The following is a 13,525-nucleotide window of genomic DNA, read 5'->3' on the forward strand; positions in this document are numbered from 1 at the left end:
GCGGCTAGCCCGCCAGCAGGGCGCGACGCAACGCGTCGATGGCGTAGCGCACCTTGGCCGGCTGGGCGTCGCGCCGCGGGGTGACCAGGTACAGGCCGATGGCCGCCGGCTGCCACTGCGGCAGCACCGCGAGCAGCTCGCCCCGCGCCAGCAGCTCGCGGATCTCCGGCTCCGGCTGCAGCGACAGGCCCATGCCGGCCAGGGTGAACTGGCGCACCGAGAGGATGTTGTTGCACACCACCCGCCCCTCCACGCGCAGGCGCTGCTCTGCGCCATCCGGCCCGCGCAGGGTCAGCTGGCTGCCGCGCTCGTGGCCCAGGCTCAGCCAGTCCAGGCTGCTCAGCTGTTCCGGCCCTTCGATGGCGCCGCAGCGCGCCAGGTAGGCCGGCGCTGCGCACAGCAGCATCGGCCAGTCGCCGATATAGCGCGCCACCAGGCTGGAGTCCTCTTGGCTGCCGACCCGAATGGCCAGGTCGATGCGTTGCTCGACCAGGTCGATCTGCTCGTCCTGGAAGAACAGGCGCAGACTCAATTGCGGGTGCGCGCGCAGCAACGGCGCCAGGGCGTTGGTCACCAGGTGCCCGGAGAAGCCCACGGGCGCGGCGATACGCAACTCGCCCACCGGCGCATCGCGCAGCTCGGCCAGGCGCTGCTCGGCATGCTCGGCCAGCTGCACGATCTGCCGGCAGCTCTGATACAGCTGCGCACCCGCCTCGGTCAGGGTCAGCTTGCGCGTGGTGCGGTGCAGCAGGCTGACCTGGGTGCTCTCCTCCAGCTTGCGAATCTGCTGGCTGACGGCCGAGGCGGTCATGCCCAGCGCCTCGGCGGCGGCGACCATGGAGCCCTTCTCCACCACGGTGGCGAACAGGGCCATGCGCTTGAGCTGCTCCATTATTAAGCTCTACTTAATTGTTAAAGCGGATTAGGCGTCTTTTTCTGAGATTTATCCAGCAGCGATTATGTGTCCCACACAAACACACCGAGGACACCCCATGAAACTCGCCCTGATCGGCGCCACAGGCTATGTCGGCGCCGCCCTGCTGGAAGAAGCCCTCAACCGCGGCCATCAGGTCACTGCTCTGGTCCGCCACCCGGAGAAACTGCCGCCCCACGAGCGCCTCACGGCCCTGCGCGCCGATGTACGCGACGTCGCCGCCCTGAGCGAGCAACTGCGCGGCCATGATGCCGTACTCAGCGCCTTCAACCCGGGCTGGGGTGAGGCCGATATCCGCGCACAGTTCATCGCCGGCTCCAGCGCGATCAATGCGGCGAGCAAGGCCGCCGGGGTCAAGCGCCTGCTGGTGGTCGGCGGCGCCGGCAGCCTGTACGTGGCGCCGGGGCTGCAACTGATCGACACCCCGGACTTCCCCGCCGAGTACAAGGAGGGCGCCGAAGGCGCACGTCAGGCCCTCAACCAGCTGCGCGACGAGCAGGACCTCGACTGGACCTTCCTCTCCCCCGCCGCCCTGCTGCAACCCGGCCCGCGCACCGGCCAGTTCCGCATCGGCGCTGAACAGCTGCTGATGAGTGGCGATGCGCCCGGCCATATCTCGGTGGCCGACCTGGCCGTGGCCCTGCTCGACGAGACCGAGCAGCCGCAACACATCCGCCAGCGCTTCACCGTTGCCTACTGAGCAGCCGCGCCCCGCAACCGGGGCGCCATTTTCCCCAGGAGATTGCATGAGCACTTTCACCGCATCCGCCCACGTCACCACCGACACCCCGGCGCGCTACATCAGCCGCCTGTGCAAGCACTTCGCGCACAAGATCCCGGTCAGCTTCGACGAGCAGCAGGGGCGCATCGAATTCGCCTTCGGCCTCGGCCTGCTGCAGGCCGAAGCCCAGGGCCTGACCCTGCGCGTGGAGAGCGGCAACGCCGCCGATCTGGATAAGCTGCAAGGCGTGATGGCCAGCCACTTCGAGCGTTTCGCCTGGCAGGAGGCCTTGCAGCTGGACTGGCGCTGAATCTGTGTTCATTTCTCTGGCGATAGCAGGATGCCATCGCCTATGCTGCAGTCTCCCCACCCGGCCGCAGTATCGCCATGCCGAACAGTTTCCAGCTGCAGTTGCATCCTCAGCATGGCCTGCGCCGGCGGCGCATCGGCCTGAGTTTCTTCATCAGCATGGCCCTGGCGCTGCTGCTCGCCGTGGGCTTCAGCGGCTGGAGCATCCTGCGCGATTACCAGGCCAGCACGGACCAGCACCGGCATAACATGATGGCGCTGTCGCGGGCGCTGGAAGGCTACAGCAGCGCCCTGCTGCAACAGAGCTACGAGAGCGTGCGAGTCTCCTTCGAGGAGCTCAACGAGCCCCGGGTGACCAGCCAGGAACGTGCGCGCATCTATCAGGTGCTGCAGGACGCCATGCGCTACGACCCGGTCTCCAGCCACCTGTTCGCTCGTATCGACGGGCAGACCTTCATCGTCGATGCCGCCGGCCGGCCACTGCACAACCCCACGCTGAGCCGCCAGCTCGAAGCACTGAACGAGAGCCGACATGAAGAGCCGCTCTACCCGCCGCTGCGCAACCCCGACCGCAACGGTTTCCTGCTGCCACTGATGATCTCGCCGCAGACCGGAGTAGGCCGGCCGTTGCAGCTGGGCGCCCTGGTGCCCACCGAGCGCTTCGGCTACCTGCTCGAGCGCCTGGGCCTGGAGCAGGAGATGAACGGCGGCCTGCTCTCGGCCTGGGGCACCATCCTCTACCGCACGCCGCAGCCGGACAGCTACACCAACCGCGAGCTGCCGGAAGACTCGCCATTGCGCCAGCTGGGCACCCGCTCGACGGCGAGCTTCGTCGAGGCCGACAGCCTGGACAAAGTGCCCACCTACTACGTCCTCACCCCCTCGCCGCGCTTTCCGCTATACGCGGTGATCGGCGAGAGCCGCAGCAGCTTCCACGGCCCCTGGCTGCGCCGCTCAGGGCTGACCCTGGTGCTGCTGGCCGCCAGCCTGCTGTTGCTGAGCCTGGCCGCCGTGCAGTTGCGTCGCCTGATCGGCCAGGTCAGCCAGGACGAGGAGTTCTACCGGCGCCTGTTCACCGACGTGAACGACGGCCTGCTGCTGGTCGACCGCGAGGGCACCATCCTCACCGCCAATCCGGTCGCCGCCCGCCTGTTCGGCCTGGAAAAACCCACCCAGCTGCGCGGCCGCAAGCCGGCACTGATGGCGCCGGAGCGGCAACTGGACGGACGCCTGTCGGTGGTCGCCGCCAACCTGATGCGCAATGCCGCGCTGGAGGGCGAGGACCAGCAGTTCGAGTGGCGCTTCCTGCGCCAGGACGACAGAGGCCATTTCGACTGCGAGCTGCGCGTCTCGCTGTTCCACTGGCGCGACGAGGCGCTGCTGCTCGGCGTGCTGCACGACATCACCGAGCGCAAGCGCTACCTGGCCGAGCAGGAATTCCTCGCCACTCACGACAGCCTCACCCAACTGCCCAACCGCTACTGGCTAGTGCGCCATATCGACGAGCGCGCCGCGGCGGGCGGCGAGCAGCGCTTCGCCGTGTTGCTGCTCGACATGAACCGCTTCAAGGAGGTCAACGACACCCTTGGCCACCAGCACGGCGACCGCGTGCTGACCGAGGTGGGCGAGCGCCTGCAGGAGTGGCTGGCCGAACAGAACGCCAGCGTGGCGCGCCTGGGTGGCGACGAGATGGCCATCGTCTCCGCGCATCTGATCGACCAGGCGGCGCTGCACAGCCTGTGCAGCGGGGTCGCCCAGGTCATCGCCCGGCCGCTGCTGGTCGACGGCATCCAGCTGGAGTTGACCGCCAGCATCGGCATCGCCATGTTCCCCGAGCACGGCAGCAGCGCCAGCGACCTGCTGCGCTGTGCCGACATCGCCATGTACCAGGCCAAGCGCGAACGCCGCGAGTACGCCCTGTACCACCGCAGCACCGACAACTACACGCCCGAGCGCCTGGCCCTGCATACCCAACTGGGCCGGGCGATCCGCGAGGGCGGCCTGCAGCTCTACTACCAGCCGAAGATCCGCCTGAGCGACCGTCAGGTGGTCGGCTTCGAGGCGCTGCTACGCTGGCAGCACCCGGAAAAGGGCATGATCCCGCCGAACGATTTCATCCCCCTGGCCGAAAGTACCGAGCTGATCCACCCGCTGACCCGCTGGGTGCTGAACGAGGCCCTGCGCCAGCTCAGGCAGTGGCAGGACCAGGGGCTGGGCACCTGCCTGGCGGTCAACATCAGCACCCACAACCTGCTCAATCCGCACTTCCTGCCCGAGTTGGCCGAACTGCTAGCCCAGCATCGCGTGGCCGCCGAGCTGCTCGAACTGGAAGTGACCGAGGGCACCCTGATGGAAGACCCGGAGCTTGCCCTGCGCAGCCTGCAGGCCATCCGCGAGCTGGGAGTGAACCTGTCGATCGACGACTTCGGCACCGGCTATTCCTCGCTGGCCTACCTCAAGCGCCTGCCGGTGCAGGTGCTGAAGATCGACCGCACCTTCGTCTCGGCCATGACCGAGAACGCCTCCGATGCGGTGATCGTGCAATCGACCCTGGCCCTGGCGCACAACTTCGCCATGCAGGTGGTCGCCGAAGGGGTGGAGGACGAAGACACCGCCGCCGCGCTGACCCGCCAGGGCTGCGACATCGCCCAGGGCTACCACTTCGGCCGACCAATGCCGGCTGCCGACCTGGAGAACTGGCGCAGCAACCGCCCGCCGGCCTGAGCCTTCAGCTCGGCGGCAGGGTCAGCTCGATGGTTTCGCCCAGCGACTCTTCCAGGCGCTGCAACTCGTACTGCACGGCGGCCGCGTCGTCGGCCTGCTCGCGAGCGATCTGGGCGAAACGCTCGGCAGCCTCGATCAACGCCAGTACCACCGAGGGATCGAAGCGCGTGCCGCTGGCGGCGCTGATCTGCGCCAGCGCCTCGGCATGCTCCAGCGACTGGCGATAGGTGTGGCGGCTGGTCAGCTCCTCGTAGCAGCCGACCACCGCCATCAGCCGCGCGGCCAGCGGCGACTGCTCGCCACGCAGGCCCTGTGGATAGCCGCCGCCATCCCACTGCTCGTGCTGGCTGTAGACGATGTCACGGGCATCGCGCAGGAAGTCCGGCACGTTGCCCAGCTTGGCCTCGGCCGCCAGCAGTGCGTCGCGCCCGGCCAGGGCATGACTGTGCAGCAGCTTGAGGTCATCGCCCTGCAACGGCACCGGGCTGAGCAGGATGCGATCGGGCAGCACCAGCTTGCCGATGCCATGCAGCAGCGCCGACTTGCCCAGCTGGGCGATGCGTTCACTACTCAGCTCGCCAGCCAGCAGCGGCTGCTGGCGTGCCAGCGTGCTACTCAGTGCCAGCATGTAGCGCTCGATCCGCGCCAGGTGCTTGCCGCAAGGGTTGTCGCGCATGGCGGCGAGGTTGGCCATGGCCTCGATGGTCACCTCCTGCAGCTGCTGGATATCGCGGGTGCGGCGGCGCACCTCCCACTCCAGGTATTCGCTCTTGTCGCGCAGAAAATCCGCGCTGGCCTTGAGCTGCAGCTGCGCCCGCACCCGCGCCAGGACGATGGGCGGGCTGATCGGCTTGGTGATGTAGTCCACCGCGCCCAGGTCGAAGCCCTGCTGCTCGTCGGCGATCTCCGTCTTGGCGGTGAGGAAGATCACCGGAATCTCGGCGGTGGCCGGGTCGGCCTTGAGCCGGCGGCAGACCTCGTAGCCATCCATCTCCGGCATCATGATGTCGAGCAGGATCAGGTCCGGCTGCGCCTCGCCGGCAGCGATACGCAGGGCCTTGGCGCCGTTGTTGGCGACCTTGATCCGGTAGCTGTCGGCCAGCAGCTCGCTCATCAGCGTGAGGTTCTCCGGTGTGTCGTCCACCAGCAGCACCAGCGGCTGGTCGGGCCGGTCGAGCATATCCGCCATCATCCTTCTCCCGCTCAGAACACAATTCCGTGTTGGGTTGCGGCCTGACGCAGCAGCGCCTGGGCCCGTTCGAAGTCGAAGCCTTGCACCGCCGCTGCCAGCGCGACGTACTCATCATTAAAGGCGCTGCGCAGCAGGTCGGCCTGCTCCTCGAAAATCTTTCCGGCGCGCGGATCGTCATCGCCGAATAGCTGCAGCAACTGCCGGCACAACGGCTGCAGCTGCGCCTGATCGACGGCCACCGGCGCGACCAGTGGTTCGAGTGCGGTAATCGCTCCGATCAGGCCGGCGAGGCTGCCTTCCAGCTCGACCAGCAGCGCCTCCAGCTCGTCGTGGCGAGCGTCCTTGATCGCGCTTTCCACGGCCGCGGCCTGGGTCGCCAGATCGACCGCACCGAGGTTGCCAGCCAGACCCTTGAGGCTGTGCGCCTCGCGCTCGGCGCCCTCCTGCTCGCCGGCGGCCAGGGCCGCACGCGCACGCGCGGCGAAGTCGGCCTGGCTGGCGGCGAACTTGTCCAGCAGGCGCCGGTACAGCTCCGGTTTGCCCAGCACCCGGCGCAGGCCGCTGGCCAGGTCCACGCCGGGCAGCGCCCACTGTGGCAAGGCCGGACGATCCTCAGCTGCGGCTGCTTCGCCGCTCTCGCGCAACCAACGGCCCAACGTGACCCACAGCTCGCCCGGCTCGATCGGCTTGCCCAGGTGATCGTTCATCCCCGCAGCCAGGCAGCGTTCGCGATCGGCCGGCATGGCGTTGGCGGTCATCGCCACGATGGGCAGACTGGCGAAGCGCAGCTCGCGGCGCAGCGCCTCGGTAGTGGCGATGCCATCGAGCACCGGCATCTGCATGTCCATCAGTACCAGGGCGTAATGGCCGTCGGGGTTGTCCTGCAGCAGATCGATGGCGATCTGCCCGTGCGCCGCCTCGTCGATCAGCAGGCCGCTCTCCTGCAGCAGACCACAGGCCACCTCGCGGTTCAGCTCATTGTCTTCCACCAGTAGCACGCGCTGACCGGAGAAATTTGGCACCACTTCACCCACCGGCAGGCGGGCGAAGCCCTGCGCGCTGGCCTGGCCGCCCAGGCTGCGGATCACCGCATCGAACAGCAGCGAAGGGTTGAGCGGCTTGAGCAGCACTTCCTCGATACCTGCCCGCTCGGCGCCCAGCAGCACTTCCTCGCGACCGTAGGCGGTGGCCATCAGCAGGTGCGGCTGTGGGTCGAATCCCTGCGCGCGAATGCGCTGGGCGCACTCCAGGCCATCCATCACCGGCATCTGCCAGTCCAGCACCACCAGCTCGAAAGGCTCGCGCCGCAGCGCCGCCTCCTGCAGCCGTTGCAGCGCGGCCTGGCCGGACTCCACCGCCTCGCAGCGAAAGCTCATGCTCTCCAGCATGCCGCGCAGCACCTGGCGCGCGCTGGCGTTGTCGTCCACCACCAGCACACGGCGCCCGCGCAGATCGGCCTGGGCCAGCAGATGCGGGCCCTGCTCGACGGCTACGCCGAGCGGCAGCCGGCACCAGAACAGGCTGCCGCGCCCCGCCTCGCTGTCGACCCCGACGGTGCCGCCCATGGCCTCCGCCAAGCTCTTGCAGATGGCCAGGCCGAGGCCGGTGCCGCCGTACTTGCGGGTGGTCGAGCTGTCCGCCTGCTGGAACGATTCGAACAGCCGCGCCTGCTGTTCGTGGGTCAGGCCGATGCCGGTGTCGCGCACCCCCATGTACAGCTGCAGGCCCTGCGGGCCGTGGCCCTCGCCGCGCAGGATCACCTCGATTTCGCCGCGCTCGGTGAACTTCACCGCGTTGTTGGCGTAGTTGATCAGGATCTGCCCCAGGCGCAGCGGGTCGCCGAGCAAGTGCTGCGGCAGCTCGGGGTCGAGGTTGAACACCAGCTCCAGGCCCTTGCCGCCAACCTTGTCGCCGATCAGCCCGGCGACGTTCTCCAGCACCTGCTGCAGGTCGAATTCGATGTGCTCGATGGTCAGCTTGCCGGCCTCGATCTTGGAGAAGTCGAGGATGTCGTTGATGATCCCCAGCAGGTGCTGGCCGGCATGCTGGATCTTGTTCAGGTAGTCGCGCTGGCGCGGGTCGAGGTCGGTCTTCATGGCCAGGTGCGACATGCCGATGATGGCGTTCATCGGCGTGCGAATCTCATGGCTCATGTTGGCCAGGAAGTCCGACTTCAGCCGCGCCGCCTCCTCGGCCAGCTCCTTGGCCTTGGCCAGCTCGGCCTCGGTCTGCTTGCGCACGGTGATGTCGCGGCTCACCCCGACCAGGCCGAGCAGCCGACCCTGGTCGTCGTGGAAGGTGGTGCGCAGGGTGTCGAATACCGCACGCCGGCCATCCGGGTACAGTGACCAGCCCTCGCTCTCGTAGGGGCCAGGCCAGTTCAGCGCGGTCAGGTCGTGCTCGGTGCGGGTCGCCGCCCAGTCCGGATGCAACAGGTCCTCGTCGCGCAGGCCGCGCATGTCGCCGCGCGGGCGGCCGAACAGCTCGGCGCAGGCCTGGTTGACCCCGACATAGCGGCCCTCGGTGTCCTTGAACCAGATCGGGTCGGGAATCGCGTTGATCAGCGCCTCCAGGGTGCTGCGCTGACGCTCGGCCTCGGCCTCGGCGCGCTGACGCTCGATGATCTGGATCGACAGGCGACGGTTCCACACCAGGACGAAGGCGATCAGCGCCAGCATCCCCAGCAGATAGGGCCAGCCCACCTGCAGCAGACGCCGCCAGTTGAAAGCGGTCAGCGGCGGCAGCCAGCGCGCCTTGATCGCCTCTTCCTCCTGGTTGCTCAGGCTGGCCAGCGCCTTGTCCAGCAGGGCCACCAGCTGCGCATTGTCGCGCTGGGTGGCGAAGCGGAACTCGCTGCTGGACAGGCCGGTTTCGCCGCGCAGTTCGAGGTTGGTCAGGTTCAGCTCGCGGGTCAGATAGCTGGCGACGATCATGTCGCCGACATAGGCATCGGCGCGCCCGGACGACACCGCGCGCAGCGCATCCTCGGTGTCGGCCACCTCCAGCAGCTGCACACCGGGCACCTTCTCGCGCAAGGCCTGCTGCAACACATAGCCCTTCTCGATGGCCACCAGCTTGCCGTCGAGGTCGGTGACCCGCTGCACGCCCTGATCGCCGCGGGTGAAGATCAGGCTGCTGCTGACCAGATAGCTGCGCGAGAAGGCCATGTAGGCCTCGCGCTCGGCGGTTTGCGCCACCGACGGCAGCAGGTCGACGCGCTTCTCGCGCAAGGCCTGCAATGCGGCGCTCCAGTCGTCCAGCAGCACGGTTTCCACGCGCAGGCCTAGGCGCTGCGCCAGCAGCTGCAAGTAGTCGCCGCTGAGGCCGGTATGTCGGCCCTGCGGGTCGATCACATCGAAGGGCGGCCAGCCGTTGCGCTCGACACCTACGCGCAGCACCGGATGCTCACTCAGCCAGGCGCGTTCGGATTGCTCCAGCTGCAGCGCGGCAGGCGCGCTCAACGGCAGCAGGCAGAGCAGGAACAGGCAGCACAGACGCGGCATGGCGGCTTCCTAGCGGAGCGGGGGCATCATCAGCATAGGCTTTGAAAGTCAGATACGGATTGGCAGCCAGGGCCGGCGGATCGACAATCGCCACAGAGATATTCGGGAGATCGTCATGCTCGATCAGAACCAGTGCTGGCAGGCCTTGTGCGACCGCGACGCGGCGCATGACGGGCGTTTCGTGTTCGCCGTGCGCAGCACCGGCATCTACTGCCGGCCGAGTTGCCCGGCGCGGCGGCCGCGGCGTGACAACGTCAGCTTCCATGATGACCCAGCCAGCGCCGAGGCGGCCGGCTTTCGCCCATGCCGACGCTGCACACCGCAGGGCCAGAGCCCGGCCGAGCAGCTGGACGCACTGGTGGTAGCCGCCTGCCGCCTGCTGGAAGGCAGCGACAAGGCGCCGACCCTGGAGCAACTGGCGGCGCGCATCGGTATTTCCGCCTCGCACCTGGCGCGGGCCTTCAAGGCGCGCACCGGCATGACTCCGCGCGCCTGGTTCGATGTGCAACGCCGGCAGCGTCTGGAGGCCGCTCTGCCACAAGCAGAATCGGTGCTGCAGGCGGCACTGGATGCCGGCTACTCCGGCACCCGCGCTCTCTATGAAGAGCCCTCCGCACTGAGCCCGGCACGCCGCCGCCAGCAAGGCGCCGGCGAAGTTCTGCGCTACGCCATCAGCGACTGTTCTCTGGGCCTGCTGCTGCTCGCCGCCAGCGAGCGCGGCGTCTGCGCCCTGCTCTTCGGCGACGACGAGAGCGAACTGGAATGCGAGCTGCAGCAACGCTTCGCCGCCGCCGAGCTGCGCCGCGACCAGCGCGGTCTGCGCGACTGGCTGCGCGAGGTTCTGACCCAGGTGCGCGAGCCGAGCCGCGCCGCCAGCCTGCCATTGGACCTACGCGGCACCGCCTTCCAGCAACAGGTGTGGCAGGCCCTGCGCGAAATCCCGCCAGGGCAGACACGGCGTTATGGCGAGCTGGCCGCCCAGCTTGGCAGCCACGCCCGCGCCGTGGCCCGTGCCTGCGCCAGCAATCCGCTGGGCCTGCTGGTGCCCTGCCACCGGGTGATCGGCGCCAGCGGCGCACTCACCGGCTACCGCTGGGGAGTGCCGCGCAAGCGTGCGCTGCTGGAGCAGGAAGGCGCGCCCGTCGAGTAACGGGCTTGCGGGGCGCACGCTTCGGGCCGAAGCTATGCGGCCTGAAGGAGAGCCCATGGATATCGCCGAACTCACCCGCCGCCTGCACGCCATTCGCGACCACAACGACTGGCGCCGTTTCCACAGCCCGAAGAACCTGGCCATGGCCGCCAGCGTGGAGATGGCCGAGCTGGTGGAAATCTTCCAGTGGCTGAGCGAAGACGAGTCGCACCGCCTCTCCGCTGAACAACGCGAGCACGCTGGCCAGGAGGTCGGCGACATCGTGCTCTACCTCCTGCTGCTGTGCGCCGAGGCCGGCATCGACATGGAACAGGCGGTACGCGCCAAGCTGGCCGACAGCGAGAGGCGCTTCACATGAGCGACCGCCACTTCGACGAACTGGCGACCCGCTTCGCCGAGAAGATCTACGGCGGCGCCAAGGGCGCGATCCGCCTGGCCGTACTGCAGGCCGACCTCAAGGAAGCGCTGCCGGAACGACCACTGCGCGTGCTCGACGTCGGCGCCGGCCTCGGTCACATGAGCCTGTGGCTGGCCCAGCGCGGCCACAGCGTAACCTTGGCCGAGCCGGCCGAACCGATGCTCGAAGGCGCGCGCCAGCGCTTCGCCGAAGCCGGCGTGGCCGCGCAGTTCATCCAGGCGCCGTGGCAAGACCTGCTCGGCCAGCTCACCGAACCCTACGACCTGGTGCTGTGCCACGCGGTGCTGGAATGGCTGGCCGAGCCGCACGCCATCCTGCCCGTGCTGCACCAGCTGGTCGCGCCCGGCGGCTGGTTGTCGCTGGCTTTCTACAACAAGGACGCGCTGGTCTACCGCAACCTGCTCAAGGGCCATTTCCGCAAGCTGCGCAAGGAGCGTTTCGCCGGCGAGGGGCAGAGCCTGACCCCGCAGAAACCGCTCGACCCGCGCGAGCTGGCGGCGCAACTCGACGGCCACTGGCGGGTCGAAAGCCAGAGCGGCGTGCGCGTGTTCCACGACTACATGCCGAGCGAGTTCCAGGCCAAGGCCGAGCTGGCCGACCTGCTGGAAATGGAGCTGGCGCACCGCCGCCACCCGAGCTTCGCCGGTCTCGGTCGCTATCTGCACTGGGTCTGTCGGCCGCTCTAAACTGCCTATTCGAGCTACGCTGAGGTGAATGCCGAACGCATTCCACGGACTGTCATGAAACGCCTTTCGCTCCTGCCCGCCCTGCTCCTGCTGAGCGCCTGCCAAAGCAGCAACCCCTATCTCGCCGACGGCAAGCCGCTGCCGCCGGCGCCGGCCAACGCCGCCAATCATTTCGACCGCAGCGCCTACCCGGCCACGCCGCGCGACTTCGCCCGCTATCGCGACTGGTCCTGGCGCGAGCAACCGGCTGGCAGCGCCTGGGCCGATGGTGCGCTGGTCGCCGAAACCGTCGGCGGTGGCCTGGATCAGCGTGGCCTGCGCCCGGCCCATGGCGGCAAGGCCGCCGACCTGCAGGTGAGCGCCGCGGTGAACCTGGAGCGCCGCCAGTACCAGGTGCGCGACGACTACGGCGGCTACTACGGCAACGGCCCCTGGGGCGACCACTACGGCATGTATGGCAGCGTGCCGCTGGTGCGCACCTACGAGGTGGAAGTCGCGGTGGTGCAGATCGAGCTGTACGACGGCGCCAGCGGCCAGCCGGTGTGGAGCGGCAGCGCCGAGGCGCGCAACCAGGGCAGCCAGAGCGAGCGCAGCGACGCCCTGCGCCGCGCCGTGGAAGACGCCCTGGCGGCCTACCCGCCGAACTGATCCGGCGCTTGCCGAACGTCACGAACTGGAGTTGGATAAAGGCTCTGCCACGGAGGTTTCGATCATGCTGTCCCGCCTGTTGCTGGTCCCGGCCCTGCTGTTCCTGGCGGCCTGCCAGAGTCCCCGCGTCGAACGCGATTTCGACGCCAGCCGCGACTTCGCCAGCTACCGCAGCTGGAGCTGGCAGGAGCCGGCCCTGCAGTACAGCCCGGACGACCCGCGGATCAAGAGCGACCTCACCGAGCAGCGCATCCGCAGCGCCATCGGCCAGCAACTCGACCAGCGCGGCCTGCGCCCGGCACAGCCGGGCAGCACGGGCGACCTCAAGGCGCAGGTCTGGCTGATCGTCGACGAGCGTCAGGACCAGGTCAGCACCAACTACGGCGGCGGCTACTGGGGCGGTTATTGGGGAGGCTACTGGGGCGGGCCGATGTACACCGAGACCCGCACCGTGGACTACAAGGTCGCCACCATCCAGGTCGACCTGTTCGACGGCAAGGACGGCAAGCTGGTCTGGCGCGGCAGCGCCGAGCAGATCATGCGCCAGTCGCCGCCCAGCCCGAGCGAGCGCGAGGCGGCGATCCGCGAGACGGTGAGCAAGGTGCTGGCGCAGTACCCGCCACAGTGAATGCCAGGCGCGCGTGGCCTACCCCCGCGCCGCCCTCCCGACGGGAAGAAGACCAGCCAAGCTGACTGCCTGGTCAAAAAAACGCATAATGCCCGGCCCTCTTCCCTGGAGAACCTCATGACCAACTGGTGGCTCCTCGCCATGGCCCTGGTCGCGGGCGCCATGCTGCCGCTGCAGGCCGGCATCAATGGCCAACTGGCCCGGCACCTGCCAAACACCCTCACCGCCGCGTTGATTTCCTTCCTGGTCGGCAGCGTCGCCTTGCTCGCCCTGGTGCTGCTCAATCGCGGCGTACCAAGCATGGCCGCGCTACGCGAGCTGAGCTGGTGGCACTGGAGCGGTGGCCTGCTCGGCGCCTTCTTCATCGGCGTCGCCGCCTTCGCCGGTCCGCGCATCGGCGCCCTGCTGTTCATGGTCCTGGTGCTGGCCGGGCAATTGGGCATGGCCGTACTGCTCGACCACAACGGCTGGGCGGGCTTTCGCGAAGCACCGATCACCGCTGGCAAGATCGCCGGGCTGCTGCTGATCGTCGGCGGGATCTGGATGATTCGTCGCGGTTGACGACGAAATACTGGCACTTTGCCTTGCACGGCTCGGTGGCAAGCCTATGAT

General features: G+C 68.4%; 12 protein-coding genes. 9 read left to right on the forward strand and 3 right to left on the reverse strand.

What is annotated here, in order from left to right:
* Positions 1–4 precede the first annotated feature (4 nt).
* Positions 5–892 (reverse strand): LysR family transcriptional regulator, encoded by an 888-nt coding sequence (locus IP89_RS01265; protein ID WP_043307076.1) that lies wholly within the window; start codon positions 890–892, stop codon positions 5–7.
* A gap of 100 nt (positions 893–992) precedes the next feature.
* Here IP89_RS01265 and IP89_RS01270 point away from each other — a divergent pair, with 100 nt between their 5' ends.
* The 3 genes from IP89_RS01270 (at position 993) to IP89_RS22665 (ending at position 4,688) form a co-directional block, all read left to right on the forward strand.
* Positions 993–1,634, forward strand: coding sequence for an NAD(P)-dependent oxidoreductase (locus tag IP89_RS01270; RefSeq protein WP_043307078.1), 642 nt, complete (start codon positions 993–995; stop codon positions 1,632–1,634).
* A gap of 46 nt (positions 1,635–1,680) precedes the next feature.
* Positions 1,681–1,965 (forward strand): DUF2218 domain-containing protein, encoded by a 285-nt coding sequence (locus IP89_RS01275; protein WP_043307079.1) that lies wholly within the window; start codon positions 1,681–1,683, stop codon positions 1,963–1,965.
* A gap of 77 nt (positions 1,966–2,042) precedes the next feature.
* The gene (locus IP89_RS22665; protein ID WP_052080907.1) at positions 2,043–4,688 is read left to right on the forward strand and encodes an EAL domain-containing protein; all 2,646 of its coding nucleotides are present in this window, start codon (positions 2,043–2,045) and stop codon (positions 4,686–4,688) included.
* Between the two features lie 4 nt (positions 4,689–4,692).
* On the opposite strand, the gene IP89_RS01285 is transcribed toward IP89_RS22665, so the two are convergent.
* Both IP89_RS01285 and IP89_RS01290 read right to left on the reverse strand, forming a co-directional pair.
* The gene (locus tag IP89_RS01285) at positions 4,693–5,877 is read right to left on the reverse strand and encodes a response regulator (RefSeq protein ID WP_043307080.1); all 1,185 of its coding nucleotides are present in this window, start codon (positions 5,875–5,877) and stop codon (positions 4,693–4,695) included.
* 14 nt (positions 5,878–5,891) lie between these two features.
* Positions 5,892–9,383: a response regulator gene (locus IP89_RS01290; RefSeq protein WP_043307081.1), complete on the reverse strand. Its 3,492-nt coding sequence runs from the start codon at positions 9,381–9,383 to the stop codon at positions 5,892–5,894.
* Between the two features lie 115 nt (positions 9,384–9,498).
* Between IP89_RS01290 and ada the strand changes: the two genes are divergently transcribed.
* The 6 genes from ada to IP89_RS01320 all read left to right on the forward strand — a co-directional run bounded on the left by ada (position 9,499) and on the right by IP89_RS01320 (position 13,474).
* A complete protein-coding gene (ada, locus tag IP89_RS01295; RefSeq protein WP_043307082.1) occupies positions 9,499–10,533 on the forward strand; it encodes a bifunctional DNA-binding transcriptional regulator/O6-methylguanine-DNA methyltransferase Ada in 1,035 nt (344 codons plus the stop codon).
* Positions 10,534–10,588: 55 nt separating this feature from the next.
* A complete protein-coding gene (locus IP89_RS01300; RefSeq protein ID WP_043307083.1) occupies positions 10,589–10,891 on the forward strand; it encodes a nucleotide pyrophosphohydrolase in 303 nt (100 codons plus the stop codon).
* Positions 10,888–11,637 carry a methyltransferase domain-containing protein gene (locus IP89_RS01305; RefSeq protein WP_043307084.1) on the forward strand — a complete coding sequence of 250 codons (750 nt, stop codon included), beginning with the start codon at positions 10,888–10,890 and terminating at the stop codon, positions 11,635–11,637. Before IP89_RS01300 ends, IP89_RS01305 begins: the two co-directional genes overlap by 4 nt.
* A 54-nt stretch (positions 11,638–11,691) precedes the next feature.
* Positions 11,692–12,285, forward strand: a complete 594-nt coding sequence (locus IP89_RS01310; RefSeq protein WP_043307085.1) for a DUF4136 domain-containing protein — start codon at positions 11,692–11,694, stop codon at positions 12,283–12,285.
* Between the two features lie 64 nt (positions 12,286–12,349).
* Positions 12,350–12,913: a DUF4136 domain-containing protein gene (locus IP89_RS01315; RefSeq protein ID WP_043307086.1), complete on the forward strand. Its 564-nt coding sequence runs from the start codon at positions 12,350–12,352 to the stop codon at positions 12,911–12,913.
* A 117-nt stretch (positions 12,914–13,030) separates the two neighbouring features.
* Positions 13,031–13,474 carry a DMT family transporter gene (locus IP89_RS01320; RefSeq protein WP_043307087.1) on the forward strand — a complete coding sequence of 148 codons (444 nt, stop codon included), beginning with the start codon at positions 13,031–13,033 and terminating at the stop codon, positions 13,472–13,474.
* The last annotated feature ends 51 nt before the right edge of the window (positions 13,475–13,525 follow it).

It is taken from the genome of Pseudomonas sp. ML96 (assembly GCF_000761545.1).
Lineage (GTDB): Bacteria > Pseudomonadota > Gammaproteobacteria > Pseudomonadales > Pseudomonadaceae > Aquipseudomonas.

Excerpts from the sequence above, each read along its gene's own strand:
- IP89_RS01265 (WP_043307076.1), bottom strand. The coding sequence starts at position 892 with ATGGAGCAGCTCAAGCGCATGGCCCTGTTCGCCACCGTGGTGGAGAAG.
- IP89_RS01270 (WP_043307078.1), top strand. The coding sequence starts at position 993 with ATGAAACTCGCCCTGATCGGCGCCACAGGCTATGTCGGCGCCGCCCTG.
- IP89_RS01275 (WP_043307079.1), top strand. The coding sequence starts at position 1,681 with ATGAGCACTTTCACCGCATCCGCCCACGTCACCACCGACACCCCGGCG.
- IP89_RS22665 (WP_052080907.1), top strand. The coding sequence starts at position 2,043 with ATGCCGAACAGTTTCCAGCTGCAGTTGCATCCTCAGCATGGCCTGCGC.
- IP89_RS01285 (WP_043307080.1), bottom strand. The coding sequence starts at position 5,877 with ATGGCGGATATGCTCGACCGGCCCGACCAGCCGCTGGTGCTGCTGGTG.
- IP89_RS01290 (WP_043307081.1), bottom strand. The coding sequence starts at position 9,383 with ATGCCGCGTCTGTGCTGCCTGTTCCTGCTCTGCCTGCTGCCGTTGAGC.
- ada (WP_043307082.1), top strand. The coding sequence starts at position 9,499 with ATGCTCGATCAGAACCAGTGCTGGCAGGCCTTGTGCGACCGCGACGCG.
- IP89_RS01300 (WP_043307083.1), top strand. The coding sequence starts at position 10,589 with ATGGATATCGCCGAACTCACCCGCCGCCTGCACGCCATTCGCGACCAC.
- IP89_RS01305 (WP_043307084.1), top strand. The coding sequence starts at position 10,888 with ATGAGCGACCGCCACTTCGACGAACTGGCGACCCGCTTCGCCGAGAAG.
- IP89_RS01310 (WP_043307085.1), top strand. The coding sequence starts at position 11,692 with ATGAAACGCCTTTCGCTCCTGCCCGCCCTGCTCCTGCTGAGCGCCTGC.
- IP89_RS01315 (WP_043307086.1), top strand. The coding sequence starts at position 12,350 with ATGCTGTCCCGCCTGTTGCTGGTCCCGGCCCTGCTGTTCCTGGCGGCC.
- IP89_RS01320 (WP_043307087.1), top strand. The coding sequence starts at position 13,031 with ATGACCAACTGGTGGCTCCTCGCCATGGCCCTGGTCGCGGGCGCCATG.